The sequence below is a fragment of the Novosphingobium aquimarinum genome (assembly GCF_009746585.1).
Lineage (GTDB): Bacteria > Pseudomonadota > Alphaproteobacteria > Sphingomonadales > Sphingomonadaceae > Novosphingobium > Novosphingobium aquimarinum.
This window is the reverse complement of record NZ_WRPO01000003.1, coordinates 172,119-196,492: the sequence shown is the minus strand read 5'-3', so window position 1 is coordinate 196,492 and position 24,374 is coordinate 172,119. Positions and strand designations below refer to the sequence as shown.

Sequence of the window (24,374 nt, the reverse complement as noted above, 5' to 3'; positions counted from 1 at the left end):
GGCCCGAGCGCTGAGCGATCAAGAGGCAAACCCTAGAAGTCACGTGGCGACCCGCATTCCAGACAAAGGCCGTCCTCGAACAGCCAGAAGCGGTAGGGAAACCAGGCATCGGCGTGATCCGCGTAATTCACGAAGGTAAAGAAGATAACGATGTAAAGCAGGACGATCAGCAGCCCGAACACTTGTCGCTGCTGCACCGATGTCGCCAGCGCATCCGGCACGCGCGACCAGACGAAGAACTGGAGGGGCAGGAGATAGAGGCCAAGGCGATCGATCACGGTGGAAGACGGAAAGAATTCGACGGCAGGCACTGCGGCGACCGCCGCGATCGCCAGCGCCGTCCAGGCAAGCTGTGGACTTCTCGCAAGCGCGAAGTGGCGCCGAAACAGCAGGAAGATCGCGCCCGGCACCGCGCTCATCATGGCACGCACGAGCGCACCGGCGGATTCGGCGTCGGCTTCGACATAATTGTTGACCAGCGAATCGGCACGCGAAGCCAGCAGCGTGCGGAACGCCAGGATCGTCATCACGATGACGAAGGCGATCACGATCAGCCGATTGCGCCGGCTGACGATGGCACCGAGCGGGATCATCACCAACGCAGTCGCGTGAAACAGCGCTCCTGTCGCGACCCAGGCCGTGTAGCGACCCACCCGCTCGCGCTCGAGCGCCAGAAGTCCCATCAAAATGAACGAGATCGCGATGCCCTGGCGCATGTAGCCCATGCCGCAGACGACGACGAAGTAGGGAAACGCCACCATCATGCACAGCCAGGGACGAGGCTGGGCCAGGCTGAAAATCGTCAGCGCAATGCCGAGGACGATCCCGGTGAACATGGTGATGACGACAATCCCGGTCGGGAACCAGGAAGCGAAGATCGAGAGTACGGTGAAACCGACGTCCTTGCTCGACGCGGCGGCATCGTCGACCATCAGCCAATAGAACGGTTCGAGGCCGAGGTAGTAGTTGCCCCAGTCGCCGCCGGTACGCCAGCGCCCGCCCATGAAGAGGATCAGGGCGATGGCAAAGACCACCCACACGAAGTTGGCGCGGTGGCTGACTTCGCGGTCGCCTTGTTCGACCAGCGCCATGAGTGCGATGAAGCCGAGAAAGAGCCAATAGATCAGCATTGCGCATGCCACCTTGTCAGCATCAGGACCGACCAGAGCGCGACCGTCCAATCATGCGAGCCGCGCAAGTGCTGCTGCCAGCGCTGGCGTATCGCCGCATGGTCGAGGCCTTCGAACGCGTCGAGGGACGCGTCCGACAGTCCTTCCTCGGCCCATTCGCGCAATGGCCCGCGCAGCCAACGGCCGAGCGGCACGCCGAAACCCGATTTCGGACGCTCGATCAGAGCGGGCGGGACATGGCGGTATAGCACGTCGCGCAGGATGCACTTGCCTTGTCCGTTGCGAATCTTGAACGCCAGCGGCGTCCGCCAGGCGCACGCGATGACTTCGGGATCGAGCATCGGCGCGCGCACTTCCAGCCCGACATCCATCGAGGCGCGATCGACCTTGGTCAGGATGTCGTCAGGCAGGTAGGTCATCAGGTCCCAGTACATCATTTGCTCTTCGCGAGTCAGTTCGGCACCCAGGGGATCGGCGATGAACACCGGCTGTCGGGACGCATCCGAAAGTGGCAGGCCGGCGTGCCATTCCTCGGTAAAGGCGGCGTAGATCTCGCCCAGTTGGCCGTCGGAGCGCATGGCCTGCGCAACTTTGTGCGCCTTGTTTCCCAGCATGGCCATCTTCGGCATCAGCGGCAGCGTTGCCATGCGGTCCAGCGTATCGGACGATATGCCGCCGATCATCCGCCCGAGCCCGCGCCGGGCGCTGGCGGGGATCAGCGCCAGCCGGTCGAAGATGCGGCTGGTCATGACATAGCGGTTGTAGCCGCCGAAAAGTTCGTCTCCGCCATCGCCGGAGAGGGCGACTTTGACCGTTCGCCGCGTCTCGCGACTGAGAATGTGCGTGGCGATCTGGGAGGAATCGGCGAAAGGCTCGTCGTAAATCTCGGGAAGCCGGTCGATCGCGTCGATCGCCGCCTGCGGCGTCAGGTAGTGCTCGTAATGCTCGGTGCCGAGATGGCGGGCGATCGCCGCGGCATGCGGTGCCTCGTCGTAGGCGGGATCCTCGAAGCCGATCGTGAACGTGCGCACGCGCGATCCGATCGCCTTGCGCATCAGGGCGACGATCAGCGAGCTGTCGACGCCGCCCGAAAGGAAGGCGCCGATCGGCACGTCGCCCATCGTCTGGCGCGCGATCGCGGCCGTGAGCGCGGCTTCGAGGTGGTCGGCGGCATGCTGCGGATCGCTTTCCGGTGTGGCTCGTTCTGCGCGGACGACATCGGCCAGCGACCAGAACCGCTCGCAGCTCGCATGCGGGCCCGGCGAAGGCTGATCGGGCAGCAGCATGTGCGGTCGGCCGATGGCCTGCGCATCCAGCGTCACGATCGTGCCCGGCATGACCTTGAAGATGTCGCGATAGATCGACCAGGGCGCGGGCACGCAGTTGAAGCGGAAGTACAGCGACAATGCGCGCTGATCGATTGACGCCGAAAAACCGGGAACGGCCCGGAACGGAGCGAGGCCCGAGCCGAACAGGATCGACTGGCCGTTCCAGCCATAGAAGAGCGGCTTCTCGCCGATCCGGTCGCGCGCCAGGTGAAGCTGGCGTGTCTGCCGATCCCACAGGCCGAGCGCGAACATGCCGCTGCAGCGGCGCAGCGCGTCCTTGAGGCCCCATCGCGCGATCGCCTCGATCAGCGTCTCGGTATCGGAATGGCCGCGCCAGCCGATCGGCTCACCGGCCTCGAGCTCGCGCCGGATGTCGGCGTGATTGTAGATCTCGCCGTTGAAGGTCAGCATATAGCGGCCGCAGCGCGACGCGAAGGGTTGGTGGCCGGCTTGCGACAAGTCCACGATCGACAGCCGGCGATGGCCCAGCCCGATCCCGGCATCGGGATCGATCCAGACTCCTTCGTCGTCCGGTCCGCGATGCGCCACCGCGCGCGCCATGGCGCGCACGGTCGCCTCCGACACCACCTGCGTGGTCAGGATGCCGGCAATGCCGCACATCAGGCTTGGGTTTCCAGGTCGCTCAGCGCGTTGAGGGAAATGAGCTCGCGTTGCGTCGCGATCGGAAGCGCGTCGACACGGTCGCCTCGCTCCGCCAGCCGTGCGATCACTTGCAGAAAGCCGTGTTCGCCGCTGCTTGGATCGTGCCGCGAGGCCGAGGTGCGCAGAGCGTCGAGCACCGGGCCGGCTTCGAACACGAAGACTCCGATGTCGCGCTCGCCCGGTTCCAGCGCTCGACCGGTCACGCGCGTCTCTTCGAGACCCGTCACGCGGCCATCGGCATCGCGAGAGATGACCGTGTAGGCACGATCGACGTGGCGGGAGGGAAACGTCAGAACCGCGCCGCTCGTGCGATGATGGGCCAGGGTGGCATCGAGTGTCGCGCGCGAAAGATAGGGAATGTCGCCCCAGATCAGCACGACCGTGCCCGCGCCGATCGCAGCCGGCGATTGGTCGAAATGCAGCACGGCATCGCCCATCCCCGTCGGGCTCGGCTGCGTGAGAAGATGCGCCGACCGGCCTTCAGCTTCGAGAAACTGCGCTACGAGGGGCCGTCCTGCGGGCGACGCGACGATGGTCGGTTCCGGATCGAGGACGGCGAGGAGATCCAGAATGCGGCCAAGGATGGGGCGCCCTTCGACCGGGTGAAGCGTCTTGGGATAGGGCAACCCCGCGCGCGAGCCCGCCCCGGCGGCGGCGATCAGAACGCGCGTCTCACCCATCGAGATCGGCCCCGATCCGTCCGCGCAGGCCCCGGATGATCGCGCGCGGAACCAGCCCGCGCTGCGGACCGGCCAAAGTGGCCGCGAGGTTGCCCCAGCCGTTGCGCGCACCATACCGGGCAAGGCCGATGCCGAGCGTCGCCAGATGGCGCAGCGCGACTTTGTCGAAATAGATGCGGTTCAGGATGAGCGTGTTCTTGAGATAGTAATAGAGCTTGGTCGGCGTCAGTGGCCGCCGCGCGACGTCGGGGTGGTAATGCCGTGCGGCCAGCACCGACCGCACTTCGCCGACCTGGCGCAGTCGGAAGAAGTAATCGACTTCGTCGCCGAACATGAACCAGCGGGTATCGACACTGCCCGCCGCTTCGATCGCGGCGCGCATGACAAGCGCGCCGTTGAAGAAATGGGCGAAAGGATACGTGCCGGAAGGCGCGATCTGCTCGAGTTCGCGTAGCGTTGCCAGCTTGCGCTGGCGTTGCGCGAGTACCGGAAGCCCGCGCCGATCGAGCAGCGGAAAGGGAAACACGAAGTGGCTGCGCTCATCCTCGCGCAAAACGACCGAAGACACGCAAGCCGTCGAAGCATCGATCTCGCGCTCCAGCGCCGCAAGCGCCGCCGTATCGGGAAACCCGTCGTCGTCCATCAGCCACACCGCGTCGAAGCCCTGTTCGAGGCAATGCGCGATCGCGCGATTCCAGCCGCCGGCCGAGCCGACATTGGCCTGGTCGATATGGGCGATGCCCTTGGCGTCGAGCATCTCTACCGTGCCGTCGGTACTGGCGTTGTTGATGACGACGATGGCATCGGGCTGTCGCGTCTGCGCGCGCAGATGATCGACGCATCGTTCGAGCAGCGTGCACCGATTGTGCGTGACCACCGCCGCCAGGATCTTCAAGCGGTCGCTCCCGCGAGGCATGCCGTCAGGTCCGCCCAGGCATGGCCTTCGCCGCCGATCCGGATCGTCTCGATGCCAGCAGCGGCGGCTGCGGCCAGCCCGGCCTCGCTGTCTTCGAACACCAGCGCATCGGCTGCGGACACGCCCGCTTGCGCCAGCACCGTCAGGAAAGCATCGGGCGCGGGCTTGGCCTTGGCCGTGTCGTCCGCCGTCACCAACGGATCGAAATTCTGCGCGAAGGCCAGTGTGGACAGAGTCCGCACAGCCGTCTCTCGCGCTGCGGACGTGCAAAGCGCAAGGCGGTGCGCGCGCGCGGCCTGCGCGAGAAATTCCCGCGCGCCGGGGAGGGGGCGGACCGAGGCCAATCGCTCGCGAGCAGCGGCGCGCTTGGCTTCGACCAGCGCAGCGATCGTCGCCTCATCCACTGCCTGCCCTGCATCCTCGAGCAATTTGCGCATGGCATTGGCGGTCGCCAGCCCGGCTATCGCGGGATAGTCCACCGCTATACCCAGCGGCGCCAGCGCTGCGGCGAAAGCGGTAGCGTGGATCGGGGAAGTATCCGCCAGCGTTCCGTCCAGATCGAACACGAACAGCCGCCGGCCGGAGAGTTTCGCTGCGGGATCAGGCATGGCGCCGGCCTGCCGAGGGCGCCTCGAGCAAGTCGAGGATGACGCGCACGATCGCCGCGCCGTCATGCTTGCCCGGGGCCTCTCGCGATTCGAAGTCGGCGACGATGCGCTCGACGGGAAGGCCCGCGAAGTTCTCGGCGTCGTCCTCGACATACGTTTCGTCGGATTTGATCCGGCTGGAATTGATCAGCACCGTATCGATCAGATCTTCGGTCGCGATCCGGCGTTGCTCGCCCAGCTTGAGGAAGCGCAGCGCCCCGTTCACGAAATCCGAGGTCTTGTAGCGCGGCGTTTCGTAATCCGCGCCGATGTTGGTCACGAACACCTTGAGCGCGTCGGAATTGCCGGCGATCGCGCCGGCCAGCCCGCGCGACATGTACGTGGGATAGAGCGAGCTGTGCTGCGTGCCGGCCGAATAGATGATCACGTCGGCCTGCTCGACCGCCAGCTTCGCGCCAGCGGACAGCCGCACCGGGGTGTGACGCTGCGCGAGGAACCGGCTGCGATCTTCGGGTGCGAGCGCCGACAGTCCTTCGGCATCGATCGGTTCCTCGAGCAGGAACAGCCGCGAAAGGCGGTCGTTCGAGCGCAGTTCCACGATGTCGGCCTCGCAGTGGAGGATCGAGCCGTCCTCGCGTTCCGCCGCCAGCCAGCGGTTGTCGCAGCTGTTGGGCAGGACGACACCGCGCAACCGGAACAGCCGGTCGACCGCCCAGACGGTCTGCTCGAAGTCGCGGCCGTGATCGAGGAAAGCACCGGCATAAAGGCAATTCATCAGCGCGCAGTCCGCGCATTCGAACGATCGACCGGCAACCGCTTCCGCCAGTGGCAGGGCGTCGAGGAAAACCTGCGACCAGCGGCGCAGACCGTGGGCAATGCGCGGCGGCAGCGGGCCGATTCCGTCGAGGTGGTCGTCGCCCTCGCAGAATCGACGCAGTGCGGCCAGCGTATCCTGCTTGCCCGCCGCCATGTCGAACCGGCGATCGAACAGCGCGAGCGAGGTCTCGTAGGTTTCGTCGTGCGGCAGCATCAGCAACTGCACCTTGCGCAAGTCCGATGGGCCGAGCATTCCGAAGAAATGCCGGATCTCGCCAGTCGATTTGCCATCGTCGTAGGCATTGACGATCGACGTCAGACGCAGCCCGGGCACGGCCAGAAGCGCGGGCACGATGGTGGCGGCCCCCCGACCCCCGTTCAAAACGACGACATTCAACATGCTCTGGCCCCGAGCGTCTCATAGACGGACGAGTACGCATATATCCCTGCTTTGAGGCTCAGCGCCAGCATCGATGCGCGGATGTCCTTGGACGGTACTGCGCATTCAAGCACTTGTTCTAGGCCGGAACGCATGGTCGCCGGCTTCAGGTCGGGCAAGACGATTGAGCTGTTGACTTGGGGCGACAGCATGTCGTCGAGATCGCCGATGCCGTCCTGGTGAAGAAAGAGAAATGCCATGTGATAACGCCTACCGCGGCGTGAACCCGCCGGCGGTCGGCGGGGATGGCGGGAGAGCATCCAGTGATGCGCGATGTTCGCGCAGATGCCGCACCGCGCCGAGGATCGAAGGGGCGATGCCGAGTGTGCGCTTGGCGTGGCGATTGAGGATGATCGCCCGCAGGGCGGTGGCCACCAGCATCGATCCCGCCGCGCCGATCGCGCCATAGAGCGCGGTGAGCGCCAATCCGGCAAGGATCGCGGCGGTGACGGAGATCACGAAGGCGCGGGCGACGGCCTGTTCGTGCCCGGTCATGCTCAGCAAGAGGACGCCGGGGCCCATCAAGGCATAAAGCAGCTGGTTGAAGCCGAGGACAACGAAGGGCCAGTAGGCGGCGGCGAAAGGCCGACCGAATGCCAGCGGCAAGGCCCAGCGGCCCAGGGCAATGACGGCGATGACCGCGATGCCGACCGCCAGCGAAGTGAAGACGGTCGAGCTCGCGACGAGCAGCCCCAGCCGCTGGGCTTCTCCCGCGGCATGGGTGCCGGCAAGAAAGGGAGCCATGACGATGTTCTGCAGCGAAATCGGCACCGAAATGGCCAGAGAACAGGCAATCGCGACGCGCAGCAGGCCTGCGTCGACGGTATTGGCAAGCGCGCTCGTGACCAGCACGGCGTAATTGCCTTCGAGCACGCGCATCGCTTCGAACAGCGTGATCGGCAAGGCGGCCGCGAGCACGAGGCCGACGCCTTGCGAACGTCCCGAGGTGTTTGTCGGCAGTCGCCAGAGGAACAGGGCGAAGCCGATCAGGGTGATGGCGCCGACCACGATCGTCTGCGCGCTGATCGCCGATTGCACGCCGAGCTCGGACCAGGCCAGCAGCAGCGCGGCGAATGCCAGCGGCCGCACGAGGACATCGAGAAGCTGGCTGCCGATGACCATCTCGCGACCGCGCATCAGCCCGATCACCAAGGTCTCCAGGGCCAAGGCCGGCAGCAGTGGACTGGCGGCCGTGAGCGTCGATGCGATCGCGGGTTCGAAGGGAAAGATGTGTGCCGCCAGCCACAGCGCCAGGACCAGGACCAGCGAGGCGGCGGCGACCATGGCGAAGAACCGCCAGCCGATTCCGGCCACTTCGCCCAGCAAACCTTGCGCGCGCGCCTTGGACACTTCGCGGGTCGCCAGGATCGGCAATCCCAGCTGCGCGAGCACAGCGAGGATCGAGACGATTCCAATGACGGTGCCGTAAATGCCGTAGCCTTCGGGGCCGAGCGTGCGGGCGAGGATCAGCCCGACGAAGAATGTCGCGATCGTGCCGAAGGCCCAGATTAGTCCTCCCGACGCTGTCGCCACCGACAGCCTGCGCCCCAGCTCGCTTTGGGACAGGGCGCGCAGATGCGTCAGCATGGCCGGGCAGCGGTATCCACACGAGGTCCGATGGACGCGGTCATTGGTCCGCAGCCTGCGCGGCGGGGGTGATGGTCACAGCCGTGACCTGGGCTTCGATCTCGCTGAACAGCTCACCAGGAAGGCCCGTGATGCTGATGCGCAGAATATGGCAATCCGGTCCCACCTTCACCGGTGTCGAAAACCGGCGCAGTCCCGGGCCGATGGGATCGAGCAGGACCGAGGCGATCACTTCTCCCGGCGCGCACCGGGCCTGCAGATTCAGCCGGCCACCAGTCGCCCCCTGGCTCCGCCGCCGCGCCACTGCGGAAAGGCGATAATTGCCCGGCGGGACGTGAACGTACTGTTCGGCCAGCGCGCCCGCGGTCGACCCGAAATAGCGGACGTTCAGAGCCGAACCTTGCGGCAGGTCGCCCGCCACGACACTACGCGAAATTCCGATCTCGGAGTCCTCGACCACCCAGTTGAAGGGCTCGGCGCCCGGCCAGTTCGCGAAATTGCTGTCGTAAATGCCATCCGCCCGGCCGCGGTATCGGGCGGGCAACATGGACTTCCAGGCGCGATAGGCCCGCACGCCGTCGTCGGCTTCGATCATCTTCTGGAAGACGTACTTCTGTTCCGCTTCCATCTTCTGATCGGCAGACTGGCCGCGGCTCGACGCGAGCAGCGATAGCAATACGTCGGGGTCGGTCTGCTGCGAGGCTGCCTGGAAGAAAGACGTGCGCCAATAAGGTGCGCTCGCCAGCTTCTTGGCCAGCGCGGGTCGAAATTCAGGTTCGTTGGCGAGCGTTGCCAGCACCGTCATGACGACAGTCATCGCCTGGCGGCGCAAGCGCAGCGCCGGGCCAACCTCGTCGAGCGCGAGGGCATAGCGACCCGTGCGCATGTACCGGTCGAGCAGCCAGAAGCGCGTGATCGTGGAGCGCGGGTCGCGTTCCTTGGCCTGGACCATCAGCCGTTCGGCGCGCTTGGAATCCCCTGACTGCTCGGCATCGAGCGCGGCCAACACGATCGGGCTTGCCAATGCGGGAGACTGCTCGAGCGCTTCCCGGAACAGTTGCCGGGTCGGCTCATCGATCTCGCCGCTGTTTGCGGCCATCTTGTCGCGTGCGAGCGATGCCAGGCTTTCGCCATCGGCTGGCCAGAAGTCAGCGGCGACTTGCGGGGCCGAATCATGCAGCGCGTTCTGCACGGCACCGCGTGCGACCGCCCAGGCCAACAGCGCTGCGCCGCACAGCAACGCGATGCGCACTCGCCCATCCGGCACGTAGCGACCCATCTCCTCGCTCATGTGATTTCGTTGATGTCGAGGTGCCGCAGTTCGGCGTTCTCGCCATAGCGTTGGTTACGCTGCTTACCGTAGCCATAGCCATAGCCGTAACCATAGCCGTACCCGTAGCCGTAACCGTATCCGTAGCCGCCGTTCTTCGGATTGTACTTCGTGAGAATGGCACCGACGACTCGTCCATTGGAGGACTGCAGTCGCCGCAGCGAGCTGAGGACCGCGGGCCTGCGGACCGAACCTGCCTCGACCACGAGGATCGTGCCATCCACCACCGAGGAAAGGACCGGCGCGTCGGCAAAGCCGAGGATCGGGGGCGAATCGATGAGCACGATATCGAAATGCTCCGACAGTTCGGCGAGGATCTTTTCGATCCGGTTGGTCGAAAGCAGCTGCGCCGGGTTCGGCGGGACGGGTCCGCTGGGCAGCAGCGACAAGTTCTCGATCGAAGTCGCGGCGACGTGATCGATCGCCATCTCCTGCGTGACCAGCAGCGTGGACAAGCCGATTTCTTCGGACTGGTTGGCCTTGAACGTAGGTTTGCGCATGTCCGCCTCGACCAGCACGACACGATAGCCGACGCGGGCGAGGTTCTGCGCCAGGGCGAGCGAGGACGAAGACTTGCCTTCGCCCGGCCGGCTGCTGGTGACGAGCGCGGTTCGCGGAAAGCTGTTGTCTGAGACGAACTGCACCGAGCTCATGATCGTGTAGTACGCCTCGCTGATCTCCGACCGCTGGTCCTTGAGTTCCTCGACGAAGGAATGGCCCTTTTCGCCCTGGGGCACGACGCCCAGCAGCGGCACCGACAGCTTGTTGATGACGTCGTCGGGAGTCTTGAGGGTATCGTCGACGAACTCGATGCCGAATGCGAGGCCGACGCCGAAGATGAGACCGGCGAGAAGACCGATCGCCAGATTGGCATAGACGTTCGGGGTGAAGGGGCTCGAGGGCGTCGTCGCATTGTCGACGATCGAAGCCTGGCTCTCGCCAACGCCGCCGGTGGTGCCCACTTCCTTGAAGCGCTGCAGCAGCGCGTCGTACATCGATCGGTTGGTATCGAGATCACGCTGCAGGATGTTGTACTGGATGCCGCGGCTGCGCAGATCGAGGACGTTCGAGCGGTAGGAATTCACTTGCCCGAGCAGCTGGCGTTCGCGGCCTTGCGCGGCCTGATAGGCGGAGCGTAGTTCGTCACGATTGGCGGAGCGAAGCTTGCTGGTTTCGGCGGCAATGCTCGCCCGGATCGAATCCATGCGCTGGCGCAGGGCGACCATCTCCGGAAACTCGGGCCGGAAGGTGCCGAGCTTCTGCTGATAGTCAGCCTGCACGCTCGCGAGCTGCGCGCGCAAGCCGGAGAGCGCCGGGGAATCGTCGACCGATTCCGAGGCACCCGCGCGATAGGCCTGCTCTGCCGCGATGCGGTCACGCGTGGCCGCCGCAAGGGCATCGTTGAACGAGACGAGCGACTGGGCCGAGAGCGAATCCTGGGCGGTTTCGCTTTGGCCCGAGCCCGCGCCGCCGCTGGTTACGTTGCCGCTGTTGAGCGACAGGATGTTGTTCGCCCGCGCGTACTGGACAAGCTTGCGCTCCGAATCCTCGAGCTTTTTGCGCGTGGCTTCGAGCCGACTTTGCAGAAACTGCCTGGCGAAAGCGGTCGCGTTGTACTTGCGCTCGAGCGTCGTATCGATGAACCCTTGCGCATAGGCATTGATGATCCGGGCAGCGCGTGCGGGATCGGGATCCATATAGCCGATGAGGATCAGGTTGCTGCCGCGCAGCGGGGTCACTTCCATGTTGGACATCAGCTTGGTGACCGCGGCCGCCTCGCGATTGTTACGGTCCGGATAGCCCTTCACGAACGAATCGTTCTCGGCGAGATTGAGCGTGCGCATCACCCGCTCTGCCAGTGACCGGCTGCTCAGCAAGCCGACTTGCGTCGTCAGGAACTGCGCTTCGTTGCGGGCAACCGGCTGCAGATCGGTATTCTGCTGCATGACCTGCATCGGCTGGGTGTTGATTTCCAGCGTGGCGGTGGCTCGGTAAACCGGAACCGTCGAGATGGTGACGATAATGGAGGCGGCGATCGAGGCGACGATGATGCCCAGGATCAGCCAGCGCCACTTCATCAGGACGCGCCAGATCTCGTTGACGTCGAACTGACCCGGCGTCTTCTGGGTCTCGATCGGGTTCGTCAGCGCATTCGCGCCCCGGCTCACCAGCGCGTTAGACTTGCCTTCCGGGCGGCCGGGCGGTTCTGTGGCGGTAATGTCGTTCATGGCTTTGCGTGGGTTCCGGACAGGATGAGGCGCAGGCGGGGGGCAGGCAGATTCGGCGCTGACTGACCAGAGGCGGTTGCGACCGGCGCGTCACGGGCGACGCGGGTTGCGAAACGGTTCGATACCAGGCCGGAGACGCGCGAAGATCTCATTGGTCGGACAACGCGATCTCGATGCGGCGCGCGCTCTTTTTGCCGCGACTGCGCCGGCGGTGCTTGGTTTGCCAGGAGGGCATTTCCTCGGAGGCGGGTGCGACCATCATCGCCGCCGACATCGCGAAAAGCGCTGCGATGGCTGCGGTGCGGCCCGGATAATCGACCAGGCTATGCGCAAAGAGCACGCCCATCGCGATGAAGCTGGCGCGAGTCAGCGGCTCGCCCTTGCCTTTGCGCCACTGCTTTCCGGTCTGGCGAACCCAGAAATAGAGCGCCGCGCCGATCAGGACGAGGCCGGGGATGCCGTGCTCGAGGAAGACTTCCACATAGTCGCTATGCGCGTGGTTCATGAATTCGAGCGAGGCGTTCGCAGCGTCTTCGTAATGCGGGTAGATCAGGCTGAACGACTGCGCGCCTGATCCGAACGGCAGATAGTCGAGTGCGGCCATCGCGGTGGTGCGGATCGACATGTTCCGCAGCTGCGGATTGATGCCACTCAGCTTGTCGCCCAGATCGTTGACCTGCAGCGGCGCGACGATCGCGGCGACGAGGCAGACGACGGCGACAAACAGTCCCGTCTGTACCAGTGCGGGCGGAACCCGGCCCTTTTCGCTACGTACCAGGACGGCGACAGCTCCGAAGATCGTCGGTAGCAGCAGGAACCAGCCCGCCGCCGAACCGACGATAACGACGCCCACGGCCAGCAGCAGCGCCAGACAACCGGTGATCATCAGACGACCGACGCGCGAATCATCGCGATCCGTGCTGCGCGACGCGCTTTTCGGATCGGCCGCGAGCGCGCCGATGAAAGGCAGCGTCATCAGCAGGAACGTGGCGAGGTGATTGCGGTTGGCGAAGAAGCCGACCACGCCGCCGCGATTGGTGATCTCGTAGATGTAATAGAGCGAATCGGGCCCCTGCATGCGCTGCAGGACGCCGAGGAAGATCGAGAGCACGGCGATCGCGATCATCACGAAAACGCAATAGATCCGACCGTAGCCCGTGGAGGCAAAGATGAGCAGCGCCATCGCCACCGGAACGATGAGCGAGGTCAGGGTCATGAGGGTGCCGTCGGGGGCCAACGAGATCGGCAGCCAGGGCCGGTCGATACCCATCGCCGCATAGCCATCGACCACCCAGTCACGCCCGGGCAAGATGCTCCACAGAAAGGGGGGCAGGGGGATCAGCTCGAACGCGAGCAGCGCGCCGGCTGCGCCGAGCAGGATCAGCAGCGTGCGCGCATCGCCTCGCAATGCGGGCAGCGAATTCGTCAGCACGACGATCAGAATGCAAATGAGGCCGAGGAACTGGAGCATTCCGTTGGCCAGAAAACCTGCGGCGCTCGCGCCGCCCAGCAAAAGGCAGAGGCCCAGATAAACCGGCGCCATGTAATTTCTGATGATCCGCGACAAAGCGAAGCCTCAATCTAAGTCAGGCGCTGATCGCGCGACCGACGCTTGCGCTGCCTTCAAGGCCGCCCCGCAACATGAAACCGGTCCGCGAAACGGCTTTCGCGAACCGGCTGAATTCGAATAGCTTACGAACCACTCTGTCTTGGGTTCAGGGGCTGACCGGGATCTGGTCCTCATCGTCGTCGTCCGTAATCGCGACTATGAGCGCAGTCAGGGCCGCGATGCCGGCAGCGATACCAACGCCAACACCGACGCCGATTCCGCCGGTGCCCGAACCCGCGCCGCTGCTCGCAGTCGACGAATCGGACTGAGTTGTGTCATCCTGGGCCGCAAACGCTGCCGAAGACACGCCGAGTTGCCCCACAGCAAGAGCGAGAGCCACTGCGCAAGTTACAACGTTTCGCATTAAACCTCCCGTAAGTCAGCAATGTCTCAATTACACTACTACAGATTTATACCTAGCATCGATCCTAAACGACCACAACCCGCTTAGGTTGCCGTGCAGTCAGAATGTCGAGGAACGACAATCGACTATAATCGCCTTTAGAACCGCGAGAAGAGCGCGATCAGAGGAACCGTCTGAAGCAGCGTCGACCAGGCCGGGCTAATGTCCCTGCCGTCCACGACTACGATGTCGTTGGCATAGATGACCGGATCGGGATCGACACCGTCGCGGATCGAGGTGAGATCGAATGCGGCCGCGTTGCGCTGCCCGTCGATCTGCCGGAAGACGACGACTTTCTTCGGATTCGCGCCTTGCGACGTCCCTTTCGCCATGGCGATCGTCTTCATCAGCGTCGTCTTGTCGGCCACGGGGTAGAGCCCCGGAGCGCCGACCGAACCATCCACGGTGACCGTGCGCGCGACGGCAGTCACCAGCGACACGGTGACTTGCGGGTCCTGCAGGTATTTCGCCCCGAGTCGCTGCGTCAGCTTGTCGCTCAACTCCTGAGTCGACAGCCCGGCAGCAGGCACGGCGCCCAGCAGGGGCATCGTCAGATTGCCGGCCGCATCGATCTGATGCTGCCCGGTCAGCGAATCGACGCTGAAGACAGACACGTTCACGACATCGCCCGGTCCGACCCGATAAGTCGCCAGCGACGTGTCGAACGGCAATTCGTCCGGCGCCCGGAAGTTCGCCGGATTGTAAGTCATTTTCGAATCGCGCCCGGCATTGCAGCCGGAAAGCAGCACGGCGAGAGCCAGCACCGCGATCAGAATGATGGCCAGCCGCGTGCCTCGCTGCCCGCCGTGTGCCCGGCCATAATCGGATAGGTATTCTTGCATAATCTCACACTGCCCCAAGGCTGTCGGCGGAGCAAGCCAGCTCCGGGTCGGAATGGCCGGACGATCGGTCGGGCGTCGTGGCGAGAAACCATTGCTGATCGCTTTCGAGACCGATCGCGGTCAGCACGCCGCTACGATAGGCTCCGGTGTCGATGCCGATCCGGTTTCTGCGCCGATCGACCGATTCGCAGATCGTATGTCCGTGCACGATGAGCGCGCCGTGATCCTTGTCGCTTTCCACGAACTCTTCGCGAATCCAGCGCAAGTCGGAGCTTTCCTGATGCGCGATCGATATGCCGGGGCGAACGCCCGCGTGAACGAACAAATAGTCGCCGATCGCGATCTTGTCCTCCCCGGCATCGAGCAGGGAGATGTCCTCGCGCGGAATGTCGCGCTTTAGGATTTCGCTGAGATCTCCGTAAGACCCGCGATCGATATCGTCCTCTGCGATCCCGAAACTGGTGAGCGTTGCCCGCCCCCCGTTGCGCAGAAGAGTGCGTACCGCCTGGCGATGGCCTCGCGCCGCCGAGACGAAGATCTCTTCGTGGTTGCCCTTGATCAGGCGCCCCGTTCCCGACGCCAGCAGATCGCGCACCAGTCGCACTGCGCGAGCCGAATCGGGGCCGCGATTCACGAGATCACCCAAAAAGATCACCGTCAGTTTCGCCGGGCCTCTCGCTTCGTGATCCTTTGTGATCATGTCCAGCAGCGTCGCCAGTTCGTCGGCGCAGCCATGAACATCGCCGATCGCGTAGACTCGCTCGCCATCGGGCACGGTCGGCGACCGGCGTCCAGCTTCAGGCGCGGCCGGCTTACGGCGCTTGAGGAACGGCAGGTTGATCTGCATCACCTTGCGCCAAACCCGGACCCGATGATCCGGAAGGTCTTTAGCCCGATCAAAAGATCCAGCCAGGCCGAGAAGTTTTTGATGTAATAGAAATCATAGCGAAGCTTGGCGGACACCGACTCGATATCGGTGACATGCCCTTGCTTGACTTGCGCCCAGCCCGAGATGCCGGGTCGCACGATATGCCGATAGAAATAGAACGGGATTTCCTTTTCGTACCAGCGGGAGAGCGGAATCGCTTCCGGTCGCGGTCCGATCCAGCTCATCTCGCCGCGCAGGATGTGCCAGACCTGGGGAAGCTCATCGAGACGCGTACGCCGAAGGAAGTGGCCGATTCGGGTTATGCGCGAATCGCCCGTCGCCGTCATGGCGTCGTCACGGCTCGTCTCCTCGCTCGCGGGATTGCGCACGAACATCGTGCGGAACTTGATCATCCTGAACGGAACGCCGCGATACCCCATCCGTTCCTGAATAAACAGCACTGGCCCCGGTGAACTCAGTTTCACCAGCACCGCGATCCCCAGCAGAAGCGTAAGCAGGATCGGCGAAAGTACGAGAACGCTGACGATGTCGATCGCGCGTTTGACTTGCACATATACCAGATTGGGCAGCAACGTGCCGAAACTGTTCTCGGACAAATGCTCCATCGAAACCTGGCCGGTCAGCGATTCGATCAGCACTTTCGTGTGGTAGACCTCGTGACCCTCGACCGCCGCGACGGCCAGCATCCGCGACCACTCATCGTCGTGATCGTACTGCAGATCGGCGACGACCACCGCGTTCGGCACGTTCGGCACGACCGGCTCGGTCATGATGATCCAGTCTACATGCCTCGTCGCGCGCGCCAGATCGACTTTGCCGAACGGAACCAGCCAGAAGCGCCGTCGCGCATTGCGGGCAACGTGCAGCGCCGCGAACAGCGCGGTCAGCAGCGCGAGCGCGAACGACACGGTCAGGAACATACGATTGTAATCGAGGCGCGCCAGCAGCAACCCGGCCACCGCGAGCCCGTAAGCGGTCGCGAAGCACGGAATGATGTACATGAAGGCCCGAGTCCCGGGGAAGGCCGCGAAGCGCCGCACCGACAAGGTCGCGAGGATGATCGCGCAAGAAGCGCCGACGATGCTGAACGTCACGCCGCGACCGGCGCGCGTGTCCTCACCGAGGTAGGTGAGCAGGAACAAGGCGGGAAGGAAGATGCCGCTGCACAAAGCTAGCGCGATTTGCAGCCAGGCCCTATCCAGCGCACTTCCACGAAAGAACGAGACGTGCTCGCGTCTCATCAGCATATGCGTACTTTGCCCTGTCTCTTCCCAAACTCGGCCGATCGCGGTCATTTCGCGGCAACGAATGGCGATCGTCTTCCACGGGAATGGTACCGTTAAAGGATACGCATTTCTACTTATCACCGGCGCGTAGGAAAACCTAGCGAAATTCGCGAGCTCCAAGGGCTGATTTCCGTTGTGGGCGAAGGATTTGAGTGGTTGGAGAGTGTGTCCGTGTTCAGGGAGGGCGAATGAGCGAATCGGCTCAGAAGGGTGATACCGGCGGCATGCCGAACCTCGATCACTTGCGCTGGATCGCCGCATTGGCCGTCGCATTTCAGCATGCCCGGGCCCTCGTGATGGTAGACTATCACCCAGGTGCGGGCCTGGTCGGGAACGCGGTCTTCTTCGCGGCAGGCTTCAGCCATGAAGCGGTGATCGTGTTTTTCGTGCTCTCCGGCTATCTTGTGGGCGGCAAGGCGCTGCGACTTCTGCGCGAGGGTTCCACCCGAGCCCAAAGGCAGCGCTTCGTGCAGGATCGCTTCGTGCGCATCGCGCTCGTCCTGTGGCCGGCGCTGCTGCTGACAGCGGTTATCGCCGCGATCGCGCCGAGCAGCGCGGTGCTGACGACGGCGGGGTGGAGCGCCGATCTGGTCAATATCGTCGCCGATTCGACGGCGCCGGGATGGGCGGCGACATCGGTGATGCTGAACGAAATCCTCGTCCCGACCGTCCCGTACAACGACCCGCTATGGTCGCTCGCATACGAGTGGACGTATTATGTGCTGGCGGCTGCCGCGGTGTTTCTGTTCGCGCGGGACAGGAGCATTCTCGGGCTGATCGTGGTTGTCTATGCGGCGGCGCTGCTGGCGCTGGTGGCCTGGAACTGCCCCTTGTTGCTCTGGATGATGCTCTACTGGCTTGCCGGCGCTTTTGTCGCCGGTGTTCCGGGGCTGCGGATGCCGTGGCTTACGGGGGGCGTGTTCTGCCTGGTCCTGATGCTGTCGCGGTTCGACCAGCCCGCAGGGATGTCGGATATCTGCGTGGCGGCAGCGACGGCTCTGCTGATCGCCGATCGCGCCTTCCGATCGGGACGAGTGGCGAGCCGGCTTGCAGGGTGGCTCGCTTCGTTCTCGTTCTCGCTTTACGTCGTACACTGGCCGATCATGCTTCTGCTCGTCGCATGGCTGCAAAGCTTCGGCTATGTCGAACAGCGACTGCCGGAGGGGATCGCCGCGTATGCGCTCATCATCTTGTTGGTTGGCGTGTCGTACGCGGGTGCGATCGGGTTCGCCTGGGCCACCGAAGCGCGCACCGATGCGGTTCGCGGCTGGATGCGCAGGCGGAATTCGACCGCAGCTGGGCAGGGACCTGTCCGGGTCCCCTGAACGTCAGGGTGCTGGTTCGACCAAAGCCACGTGGCCAGGGGCATTGGCCTTGTCTGCCGCGGGCTTCGTGCTGCGTTCGCTTTCGTCTGCAGCGACGGCAGCATTGGGACGCTTCGCAGCCGCTGCCTTCTGCCCATCCATGCCGATGACCCAGCGTCGGTCCGATGACGCGCGGCCGCCCGAACCGGGGCCGGCAGGCTTTCCCGTCAAAGCAGCGGACTTCTGACCGGCCGGCAGGTCCTTGTTGCCCGCGAGCTGCAATACCTGGCCGCGGTGATCGAGAATGGGCCTCGCGCCGGCAAGTACGACCGCTTCGGCCGGCAAGGCAGTGTCCGTCTCCGCCCCTGTCTCTGCTACGGCCAGCTGCCCTGCGGATGTGCGGGCGAGCACATCGGGTTCGCGCCCGGCATAGGCGAGCGTAAACGCTCCGGGGTGACCATAAGCGCCATTGATACGGTAGAAGATATGGCGGCCCACCGTGAACGTCTTGACCAGCGAGGAGGCCCAATAAGGAACGACGTAATCCGCGTGGTAATGGGTCGAGAGGCCGACCGGCGTGTAGACGTATCCGGCGAGCGCCTGCGCGGCGACCTTGCGCAGCCGATCCCAGATTGCGGGGATGGGCCGGCGGGCGAGCGAGCCGTCGCAAGTGAAGCTGAACTGGCAGCCCGTCCGGCGCTCGGATCCCTGGAACACGACGCCGCATTCGGTGTGCTTTGTCAACAGGGACTGAGGACTCGTTCCAGTTCTTGGATCGGCGTGTTCTAAGCGGCTGATTCTTCGAATTTCCAGGACGCAAAGCCAGGCCACGCGGCCATGAGAAAGCATTCCCTGAAACCACTAAGTTCCACTGATGTTCTGAAATGGGGACCAAATAGCCATCATCAATCCGGAAGCAGCAAGCCTTAGAAAAACGCAGCGCTATAGAGATCGAAAGCGGGCGGCTAAGCTAGCTGCAAGGTGCTGGCGACCTTCTGAGTTGTTAAGATAAGACAGGTAGCGGTGGTGCTGTAAGTCGAATGGAATATCTGACTGGTTTTGCGTGATTGGAACCACGTGCTTGCCAAGCGTGTGTGCGATGCCGGCTTCGTAAAAGACGTTCGGATTTTTGCCGGTGAAATCGCAAACTACAATCTGCGATCTGAAAATAAGACTGAAGACATCCTGTATAACCGTCGAATGCTGCCAGATGTCTTTCGCGCGCAAAGCCCGGAAACCTGCCTCGGCGCTAGCAGCGCTTATAGACGTGAAAACAGCCTCAAATTCTGCTGAAAACGGTGTCATGACGGAGACTAGGTCTGTTTCTACAGCGCCCTCTGGCACTTCGAAGACTGCTGGCGCAAATGTGACCATTCGGGTGCGGCTGCTCGCCGTCGAAATTATGTCCGCAGGCTCCCCATACATTTCGTGAATGTATTCCTCGATGATCTGAAGGTTCTGGGCGTCCTTTTCGACCAGGTTGAATATGACTGCATGCGCGTTCCCCGAGTAATCGGGATCATTGAAGCTAAGGCTCCGAAGAAGACGATCATGGTTCGTTATAACGGACATCTCGCCAGTGTGCGCGCCAAGGGTCTGCCAGTCACCGGCATTGAAATTTGCGACGGCTAATCGACACAAATTGATAAGACGCTTGCGTTCAATTTTACTCATCCCAAGTGAGAACATTTTCGCCGATCTTTCCTTGTATGAGCATAGCCGCTTAGTGGCCCAAAATTGTCTGCATTCGACCCTGTAACGCCGCAGATAATGCAGCCCGTCCTTCGGCATTGTTGAGGTAGCGAACATATCTCAGATGCCGAAGATCAAAGGGAATATCGCCCTCATTCTGCGTGATCAGAATAACCTCCCGGCCAAGAGCATGGGCAATTCCTGCTTCGTAAAAAACGTTTGGGTTTCTGCCTGTGCAATCACAGATTACGACTCGCGAACGGTCAATCAGCGACACAACATCCTGAATGATTGCAGGGTTCTCCCAGATGTCGTCTGCACGCCTGCAATGCAGACCTGCATTCTCAGCGGCCAACTGGATCGCACCATAGACTTCGTTGAACCCGGCATCGAATGGCATCATTGCCGACGCAAGGGTCGGTTCGATATTCTCATGATCCTCGATCCGGAATACTGTCGGTCGTTGACGGCGCGGGTGTGCATTACGGAGCAGGAAACGGTACAAATCGACTTCTTTAAGGGCCCAGTGATTTCGGGAGAATTCAAAGTCTCGCGGCATATCAAGAGAGTGCCGGTTTGCATAAATTAGGCTGTTTCGTAAGGGGGCTACGTCTGGATCGATAGCATACTCAAAGCGAACCTCACCGTTTACGATGCGTGCCCTGAAAATCGATCCGACATATGCAATTTCATCGCCAGTGCCTTCCTGCATGAACAGGCAGGGCAAACGTGCGAGACTGTCTAGGTCGATGCCGTCTGCAGTACGAAACTGGTCGGCTACGCTGTCCTCGGTGTATTCAAAAACCCTGCCAACCTCCATTGTTTCATTGCCGGTGTTCCATGGCACCGACCGCATGATCAAGTTGAACATTCTGTTGTCCTCTCAAAATTGCTGTCGTTCGCCCACCAGTGCCAGAAATTCTGACACGTCCATTAGCCACCCCTGCTGAGCAGGCCGGAAACTTTCGTGAAGCTTGCGTGGCAGCACAAGCTGAAGTTGCTTGACTTGCATCTCGCTAGTCTGGTTTTCGGATATGCCCGGCTCCAATGTCAGCAGATGCTTGTTATCGATCCGCTCGGCTTCGGACAGCACCTGCCGCCAGCGATCTTTCAACGTAGATTTGGCCCCCAGCATGGTGAGTTTTTCTGCCGGGAAAGCAGGGTCATGGTAATGCTCGTGGCCCGGAAACAGGAAGTCGGGCTTGTTGCGGTTCTCAGTCTCCTTACCGCGCGAATACCGGATGCTGTTGGCAGTGAATACCGCCTCTAGATGATGCTCCAGCGCTTGCCCTGCGCGGGACTTGCGCCGATTCTGGACGCTGAGGGAGAATGACAGAAAGCCGTCCACGTCCGCGCCTTCTGGCGCATTAAACCCGCCTGCAATGCGCTCTGCCACTATGCGCCGCTCCAGCCTGCGGAAAAGCTGCTCTTCCATGTCGAGCCAGCCCAGCAATGCGCCGTCCGGATCGTCTGCCGGGGAAACGTCTGTCACTGCTGACCGGGCAATTTCGGAAAAGATCTTCGTGGTCGGGAATGTCATGCCGAACTGCTCGATCAGATCATCCAGTCGGTCCGCTTCCGGCTCTTCCGGCTCGATACCCAGCTCGTCCAGGATATAGCGCGCCGCAAAGTCCAGATCGGGATTGCTGGTGCCTGCGATCTCCTGAACGGTGAACTCGAACTCTGGCTGGTCCTCCAATCCGAACAGCCACACAAGCTGGTTCTGGATCGTGCTGTCGACCGGCGTGACAATGACCATGGCAGTGCCGTCACGACAAAGAGCAATGAACAGCACGTCGCCTTCCTGCATCATCCCGGTGACTTCGTTGTCGGTGTAATAAAGACGGTATTCGGTGCGGGTCGCGTGCTTTCGCCGTGAATCATACCAGGTCAGAATGCTGTCAGTTGTGACGGCTTCCTGTTCTTGGCCAAGCCATATGTAGCGGGCCGGAAAATTCTTCTGGTCATCTTCTCCCAGCAACCGGCGCAGCGGCGCGGAACCGTTGAATTCGTGCTGGTTGGAAGTGTCCGGGCTGGTTTCGACCGCGCTTAAACGTTTGACAGCGACCCCTGCAAAGTAGTCCGAAAGCTGGCCTCGCTGCATGTTATTTTCCCCTGATTTCAAGCTCTGCGGCATCTGATTGCAGCCATTGCCCGCAAGTATCGATCACCTTGTCATGCGGCAATCTCGTTTTGCCCTTGAGAGCGCATTCCCATACTTCGGCCTGTCTCCATCCGGCTTGTGCCAGCGCAGTGCGGGTCCGGGCATCAATCTTGCGGTTACGATCAATCTTCGCGCGCCAGAAGTCCGGGCGTGTCGTTGGCATTTTGAATAGATGACAGTCATGGCCGTGCCAGAAACAGCCGTGCGCCATGATGACGGCACGATAACGCGGAAAAACGATATCGGGCTTGCCCGGCAGCGACCTGTCGTGAAGCCGGAACCTAAAACCTACAGCATGAAGCCCCTGCCGCAGGATCAACTCCGGTTTGGTATTCTTCGACCGGATTCCTGACATCATCCGGCTGCGGACCTCCGCTGCGACTATATCAACCATATGCGGCGGAGGGTTCCCGGTCGGGCCGCGATACTGGATGGGGCGCTTCGTTACTCTGGCCGCCACCTTTGGACATTGCGGCCGCAATATACGGCTGCATTGCGTTCGCCAGAGCTTCAACAACCGGAACGACCACGGCATTGCCAAACTGGCGATAGGCCTGCGTGTCCGAAACCTCGATGCGCCATTTCCGGTCCCCACGCTCGAAACCCATAAGGCGGGCACATTCGGTTGGCGTAAGCCGCCGTGGCCGGGGGCCGGGCTGGTCTATCAGGATTTCTGATCCGTCCTTGTAATAGCGGGCAGACAGGGTGCGGGTCACATCATCCGGTCCGAACAGGCTGAAGCCAAACCCGTTGCCCTTTGCCTGATGCTTTGCCTTGTATCCCTGCAGATATTCCCAGAGCCGGGGGGTAAGCGTGTATTTCGGGTCAACGTTCTCGTGCCGGTCCAGAATGCTGCCCAGCTTGGGGCCGTTTTCGGCCAATGGCAGCTCTAGCGCATCTAAATTGAAATCGGTGTCCTCGCGAAATCCGACGATGAATACTCGCTCGCGCTTCTGAGGAACCCATGGCTCTGAACTTATCACGCGCGTCTGAACCTTGTAGCCCAGTTCGTTTTCCAGAACGTTTAAGATCGTGGCGAACGTCCGCCCCTTGTCGTGGCTGGCCAGATTCTTAACGTTTTCCAGAACAAAAGCTGCCGGGCGGTGATGCGCGATGATCTGAGCCGTATCGAAGAACAGCGTTCCTTGCGTGTCGCAAAGAAAGCCGTGTGGCCGCCCAAGCGCGTTCTTCTTCGACACACCGGCAATCGAGAAAGGCTGGCACGGAAAACCGGCAAGCAGTACGTCATGCTCCGGAATGCTCTCCGGCTGCTCTGAAAACTCGCGTATGTCCCCGGCAATTCTGTGGTTGTCGCGGAAATTGAGGGCATAGGTTTTTTGCGCGTTTGCATCCCATTCAGACGTGAAAACGCAGTGGCCGCCAATCCCGTTAAATCCGATGCGCAACCCGCCAATCCCTGCGAACAGGTCAATAAAGCGGAACGCCGTATTGTGGCTGGCGGGTTTCTTGCCCGCCGCCTCGCGCAACACCTTTTCGGCCAGACGGGGCAGACTTACCGTGCCATTCGCATAACGGTAGGCGGTGCGCTCCGACACCTCCAGCAGACTTCGCGCTTCGTCCTGGGTTAGGCCTGCCTGACCGCATAACTGAGTGAATTTTGTAGTCCTTACAGCCGTTTTGCGCATCGAAACCCCGCTCTGTGTCAATTTTTGACACCGTGGCAGAAAGGTTCCCAGCTTGCAATAATGTTCTTTGTGTGTTCTCACTTTTTGGCGGTCGGCCATTGGATACGAAATTGGACGGCAAACTTTGGGGTGGGAAGCCGACAGTCTGCTTGAGGGTAACGCGCATTCAGTAGCGGACATCTTGCGAAAGCTGTAGCGATGTTCGCATGGAGAGTGTTGCGATCATTCAAAAGGTGCTTGGGGCTGATCGCCTCAGGCGAGAGGCATTAGAGCTCGTGGCCGAACTCGATCTTCCAGACTGCTGGATTGCTGCGGGATTTATTCGTGATGCGGTGTGGGATCATCTGCACAACCATCCGATTAACGAACCACAAGGGGACGTAGACGTAGTCTGGTTCTGCGAAGATTCGCCGGACGCTGACGGTGACCGGCAAATTGAACATCTACTATTTGCAAGAATGCCTAACCTTGACTGGTCTGTGAAAAACCAGGCGCGAATGCATCGTCGAAATGCAGATCGCCCTTACAAATCCGTGGCCGACGCCATGAAATGTTGGCCCGAGACAGCAACCGCCATCGCGGCGCGTATTGATCGCGGGGGTTCGATTGAGATCAACGCCCCGCTCGGCCTGGATGACTTGATTACATTTCAATTGCGTCCTGGACCGCGATTTAGAGAAGGGAAACTGCCAATTTTTTTTGAACGCGTATCCACAAAATATTGGATCAAGAGATATCCGAAGCTCGAAATCGCGGTGTCCGATTCTGGTGCATCTTCACGATCCGATTGATGGCCGATCCTGGGTCGAAAGCA

At 62.1% G+C, this 24,374-nt stretch carries 23 protein-coding genes; 2 read left to right on the top strand and 21 right to left on the bottom strand.

Annotated features, from left to right (window positions below):
* Nucleotides 1–32: 32 nt before the first annotated feature.
* From GQO94_RS04975 to GQO94_RS04905, 15 genes are all read right to left on the bottom strand, one after another.
* Nucleotides 33–1,130: an EpsG family protein gene (locus tag GQO94_RS04975; protein ID WP_156840058.1), complete on the bottom strand. Its 1,098-nt coding sequence runs from the start codon at nt 1,128–1,130 to the stop codon at nt 33–35.
* Nucleotides 1,124–3,079, bottom strand: coding sequence for an asparagine synthase (glutamine-hydrolyzing) (gene asnB / locus GQO94_RS04970; RefSeq protein ID WP_156840057.1), 1,956 nt, complete (start codon nt 3,077–3,079; stop codon nt 1,124–1,126). Before asnB ends, GQO94_RS04975 begins: the two co-directional genes overlap by 7 nt.
* Nucleotides 3,079–3,801, bottom strand: a complete 723-nt coding sequence (locus GQO94_RS04965) for an NTP transferase domain-containing protein (RefSeq protein ID WP_198045804.1) — start codon at nt 3,799–3,801, stop codon at nt 3,079–3,081. The genes asnB and GQO94_RS04965 overlap by 1 nt, the downstream gene beginning before the upstream one ends.
* Nucleotides 3,794–4,696 (bottom strand): glycosyltransferase, encoded by a 903-nt coding sequence (locus GQO94_RS04960; RefSeq protein ID WP_198045803.1) that lies wholly within the window; start codon nt 4,694–4,696, stop codon nt 3,794–3,796. The genes GQO94_RS04965 and GQO94_RS04960 overlap by 8 nt, the downstream gene beginning before the upstream one ends.
* Complete coding sequence (locus tag GQO94_RS04955) at nt 4,693–5,325, bottom strand: HAD family hydrolase (protein ID WP_198045802.1); 633 nt, start codon at nt 5,323–5,325, stop codon at nt 4,693–4,695. Before GQO94_RS04955 ends, GQO94_RS04960 begins: the two co-directional genes overlap by 4 nt.
* The gene (locus GQO94_RS04950; protein WP_156840053.1) at nt 5,318–6,541 is read right to left on the bottom strand and encodes a 2-phospho-L-lactate transferase CofD family protein; all 1,224 of its coding nucleotides are present in this window, start codon (nt 6,539–6,541) and stop codon (nt 5,318–5,320) included. The genes GQO94_RS04955 and GQO94_RS04950 overlap by 8 nt, the downstream gene beginning before the upstream one ends.
* Nucleotides 6,535–6,780, bottom strand: a complete 246-nt coding sequence (locus tag GQO94_RS04945) for a hypothetical protein (RefSeq protein WP_156840052.1) — start codon at nt 6,778–6,780, stop codon at nt 6,535–6,537. Before GQO94_RS04945 ends, GQO94_RS04950 begins: the two co-directional genes overlap by 7 nt.
* Nucleotides 6,781–6,790: 10 nt before the next feature.
* The gene (locus GQO94_RS04940; protein ID WP_156840051.1) at nt 6,791–8,167 is read right to left on the bottom strand and encodes a lipopolysaccharide biosynthesis protein; all 1,377 of its coding nucleotides are present in this window, start codon (nt 8,165–8,167) and stop codon (nt 6,791–6,793) included.
* Nucleotides 8,168–8,207: 40 nt separating this feature from the next.
* Nucleotides 8,208–9,458, bottom strand: a complete 1,251-nt coding sequence (locus GQO94_RS04935) for a tetratricopeptide repeat protein (RefSeq protein WP_156840050.1) — start codon at nt 9,456–9,458, stop codon at nt 8,208–8,210.
* On the bottom strand, nt 9,455–11,725 hold the full coding sequence (locus tag GQO94_RS04930) for a GumC family protein (protein WP_156840049.1): 2,271 nt from the start codon (nt 11,723–11,725) through the stop codon (nt 9,455–9,457). The genes GQO94_RS04935 and GQO94_RS04930 overlap by 4 nt, the downstream gene beginning before the upstream one ends.
* A gap of 148 nt (nt 11,726–11,873) precedes the next feature.
* Nucleotides 11,874–13,268, bottom strand: coding sequence for an O-antigen ligase family protein (locus tag GQO94_RS04925; protein ID WP_156840048.1), 1,395 nt, complete (start codon nt 13,266–13,268; stop codon nt 11,874–11,876).
* Between the two features lie 172 nt (nt 13,269–13,440).
* On the bottom strand, nt 13,441–13,698 hold the full coding sequence (locus GQO94_RS04920) for a hypothetical protein (RefSeq protein ID WP_156840047.1): 258 nt from the start codon (nt 13,696–13,698) through the stop codon (nt 13,441–13,443).
* A 137-nt stretch (nt 13,699–13,835) separates the two neighbouring features.
* Complete coding sequence (locus GQO94_RS04915) at nt 13,836–14,579, bottom strand: polysaccharide biosynthesis/export family protein (protein ID WP_156840046.1); 744 nt, start codon at nt 14,577–14,579, stop codon at nt 13,836–13,838.
* Nucleotides 14,580–14,583: 4 nt separating this feature from the next.
* Complete coding sequence (locus tag GQO94_RS04910) at nt 14,584–15,426, bottom strand: metallophosphoesterase family protein (protein WP_156840045.1); 843 nt, start codon at nt 15,424–15,426, stop codon at nt 14,584–14,586.
* Entirely contained in the window at nt 15,426–16,709 is a 1,284-nt protein-coding gene (locus GQO94_RS04905) for a sugar transferase (RefSeq protein WP_232332780.1), read from the bottom strand. The genes GQO94_RS04910 and GQO94_RS04905 overlap by 1 nt, the downstream gene beginning before the upstream one ends.
* Before the next feature lie 233 nt (nt 16,710–16,942).
* On the opposite strand from GQO94_RS04905, the gene GQO94_RS04900 reads away from it, so the two are divergent.
* On the top strand, nt 16,943–18,079 hold the full coding sequence (locus tag GQO94_RS04900) for an acyltransferase family protein (RefSeq protein WP_156840043.1): 1,137 nt from the start codon (nt 16,943–16,945) through the stop codon (nt 18,077–18,079).
* A 3-nt stretch (nt 18,080–18,082) separates the two neighbouring features.
* On the opposite strand, the gene GQO94_RS21315 is transcribed toward GQO94_RS04900, so the two are convergent.
* The 6 genes from GQO94_RS21315 to dcm form a co-directional block, all read right to left on the bottom strand.
* Complete coding sequence (locus GQO94_RS21315; RefSeq protein WP_332310832.1) at nt 18,083–18,802, bottom strand: cell wall hydrolase; 720 nt, start codon at nt 18,800–18,802, stop codon at nt 18,083–18,085.
* 198 nt (nt 18,803–19,000) lie between these two features.
* Nucleotides 19,001–19,747 carry a hypothetical protein gene (locus GQO94_RS04890; RefSeq protein ID WP_198045801.1) on the bottom strand — a complete coding sequence of 249 codons (747 nt, stop codon included), beginning with the start codon at nt 19,745–19,747 and terminating at the stop codon, nt 19,001–19,003.
* 34 nt (nt 19,748–19,781) lie between these two features.
* Entirely contained in the window at nt 19,782–20,621 is an 840-nt protein-coding gene (locus GQO94_RS04885) for a hypothetical protein (RefSeq protein ID WP_156840041.1), read from the bottom strand.
* A gap of 12 nt (nt 20,622–20,633) precedes the next feature.
* Nucleotides 20,634–21,854, bottom strand: a complete 1,221-nt coding sequence (locus GQO94_RS04880; RefSeq protein WP_156840192.1) for a type II restriction endonuclease — start codon at nt 21,852–21,854, stop codon at nt 20,634–20,636.
* Nucleotide 21,855: 1 nt separating this feature from the next.
* Nucleotides 21,856–22,308 (bottom strand): very short patch repair endonuclease, encoded by a 453-nt coding sequence (locus GQO94_RS04875; protein WP_156840040.1) that lies wholly within the window; start codon nt 22,306–22,308, stop codon nt 21,856–21,858.
* The gene (gene dcm, locus GQO94_RS04870) at nt 22,301–23,560 is read right to left on the bottom strand and encodes a DNA (cytosine-5-)-methyltransferase (RefSeq protein ID WP_156840039.1); all 1,260 of its coding nucleotides are present in this window, start codon (nt 23,558–23,560) and stop codon (nt 22,301–22,303) included. Before dcm ends, GQO94_RS04875 begins: the two co-directional genes overlap by 8 nt.
* A 206-nt stretch (nt 23,561–23,766) precedes the next feature.
* On the opposite strand from dcm, the gene GQO94_RS04865 reads away from it, so the two are divergent.
* Entirely contained in the window at nt 23,767–24,351 is a 585-nt protein-coding gene (locus GQO94_RS04865; protein ID WP_156840038.1) for a nucleotidyltransferase family protein, read from the top strand.
* Nucleotides 24,352–24,374: the final 23 nt, after the last annotated feature.

What these genes read in the sequence shown, in the direction of transcription:
- GQO94_RS04920 (WP_156840047.1), bottom strand. Translation starts at nt 13,698, where the DNA reads ATGCGAAACGTTGTAACTTGCGCAGTGGCTCTCGCTCTTGCTGTGGGG.
- GQO94_RS04925 (WP_156840048.1), bottom strand. Translation starts at nt 13,268, where the DNA reads ATGGCGCCGGTTTATCTGGGCCTCTGCCTTTTGCTGGGCGGCGCGAGC.
- asnB (WP_156840057.1), bottom strand. Translation starts at nt 3,079, where the DNA reads ATGTGCGGCATTGCCGGCATCCTGACCACGCAGGTGGTGTCGGAGGCG.
- GQO94_RS04875 (WP_156840040.1), bottom strand. Translation starts at nt 22,308, where the DNA reads ATGGTTGATATAGTCGCAGCGGAGGTCCGCAGCCGGATGATGTCAGGA.
- GQO94_RS04945 (WP_156840052.1), bottom strand. Translation starts at nt 6,780, where the DNA reads ATGGCATTTCTCTTTCTTCACCAGGACGGCATCGGCGATCTCGACGAC.
- GQO94_RS04880 (WP_156840192.1), bottom strand. Translation starts at nt 21,854, where the DNA reads ATGCAGCGAGGCCAGCTTTCGGACTACTTTGCAGGGGTCGCTGTCAAA.
- GQO94_RS04905 (WP_232332780.1), bottom strand. Translation starts at nt 16,709, where the DNA reads ATGAGACGCGAGCACGTCTCGTTCTTTCGTGGAAGTGCGCTGGATAGG.
- GQO94_RS04885 (WP_156840041.1), bottom strand. Translation starts at nt 20,621, where the DNA reads ATGTTCAACTTGATCATGCGGTCGGTGCCATGGAACACCGGCAATGAA.
- GQO94_RS04930 (WP_156840049.1), bottom strand. Translation starts at nt 11,725, where the DNA reads ATGAACGACATTACCGCCACAGAACCGCCCGGCCGCCCGGAAGGCAAG.
- GQO94_RS04940 (WP_156840051.1), bottom strand. Translation starts at nt 8,167, where the DNA reads ATGCTGACGCATCTGCGCGCCCTGTCCCAAAGCGAGCTGGGGCGCAGG.
- GQO94_RS04900 (WP_156840043.1), top strand. Translation starts at nt 16,943, where the DNA reads ATGAGCGAATCGGCTCAGAAGGGTGATACCGGCGGCATGCCGAACCTC.
- GQO94_RS04955 (WP_198045802.1), bottom strand. Translation starts at nt 5,325, where the DNA reads ATGCCTGATCCCGCAGCGAAACTCTCCGGCCGGCGGCTGTTCGTGTTC.
- GQO94_RS04950 (WP_156840053.1), bottom strand. Translation starts at nt 6,541, where the DNA reads ATGTTGAATGTCGTCGTTTTGAACGGGGGTCGGGGGGCCGCCACCATC.
- GQO94_RS04935 (WP_156840050.1), bottom strand. Translation starts at nt 9,458, where the DNA reads ATGAGCGAGGAGATGGGTCGCTACGTGCCGGATGGGCGAGTGCGCATC.
- GQO94_RS04865 (WP_156840038.1), top strand. Translation starts at nt 23,767, where the DNA reads ATGGAGAGTGTTGCGATCATTCAAAAGGTGCTTGGGGCTGATCGCCTC.
- GQO94_RS04975 (WP_156840058.1), bottom strand. Translation starts at nt 1,130, where the DNA reads ATGCTGATCTATTGGCTCTTTCTCGGCTTCATCGCACTCATGGCGCTG.
- GQO94_RS04890 (WP_198045801.1), bottom strand. Translation starts at nt 19,747, where the DNA reads ATGTTCTCACTTGGGATGAGTAAAATTGAACGCAAGCGTCTTATCAAT.
- dcm (WP_156840039.1), bottom strand. Translation starts at nt 23,560, where the DNA reads ATGCGCAAAACGGCTGTAAGGACTACAAAATTCACTCAGTTATGCGGT.
- GQO94_RS04910 (WP_156840045.1), bottom strand. Translation starts at nt 15,426, where the DNA reads ATGCAGATCAACCTGCCGTTCCTCAAGCGCCGTAAGCCGGCCGCGCCT.
- GQO94_RS04915 (WP_156840046.1), bottom strand. Translation starts at nt 14,579, where the DNA reads ATGCAAGAATACCTATCCGATTATGGCCGGGCACACGGCGGGCAGCGA.
- GQO94_RS04965 (WP_198045804.1), bottom strand. Translation starts at nt 3,801, where the DNA reads ATGGGTGAGACGCGCGTTCTGATCGCCGCCGCCGGGGCGGGCTCGCGC.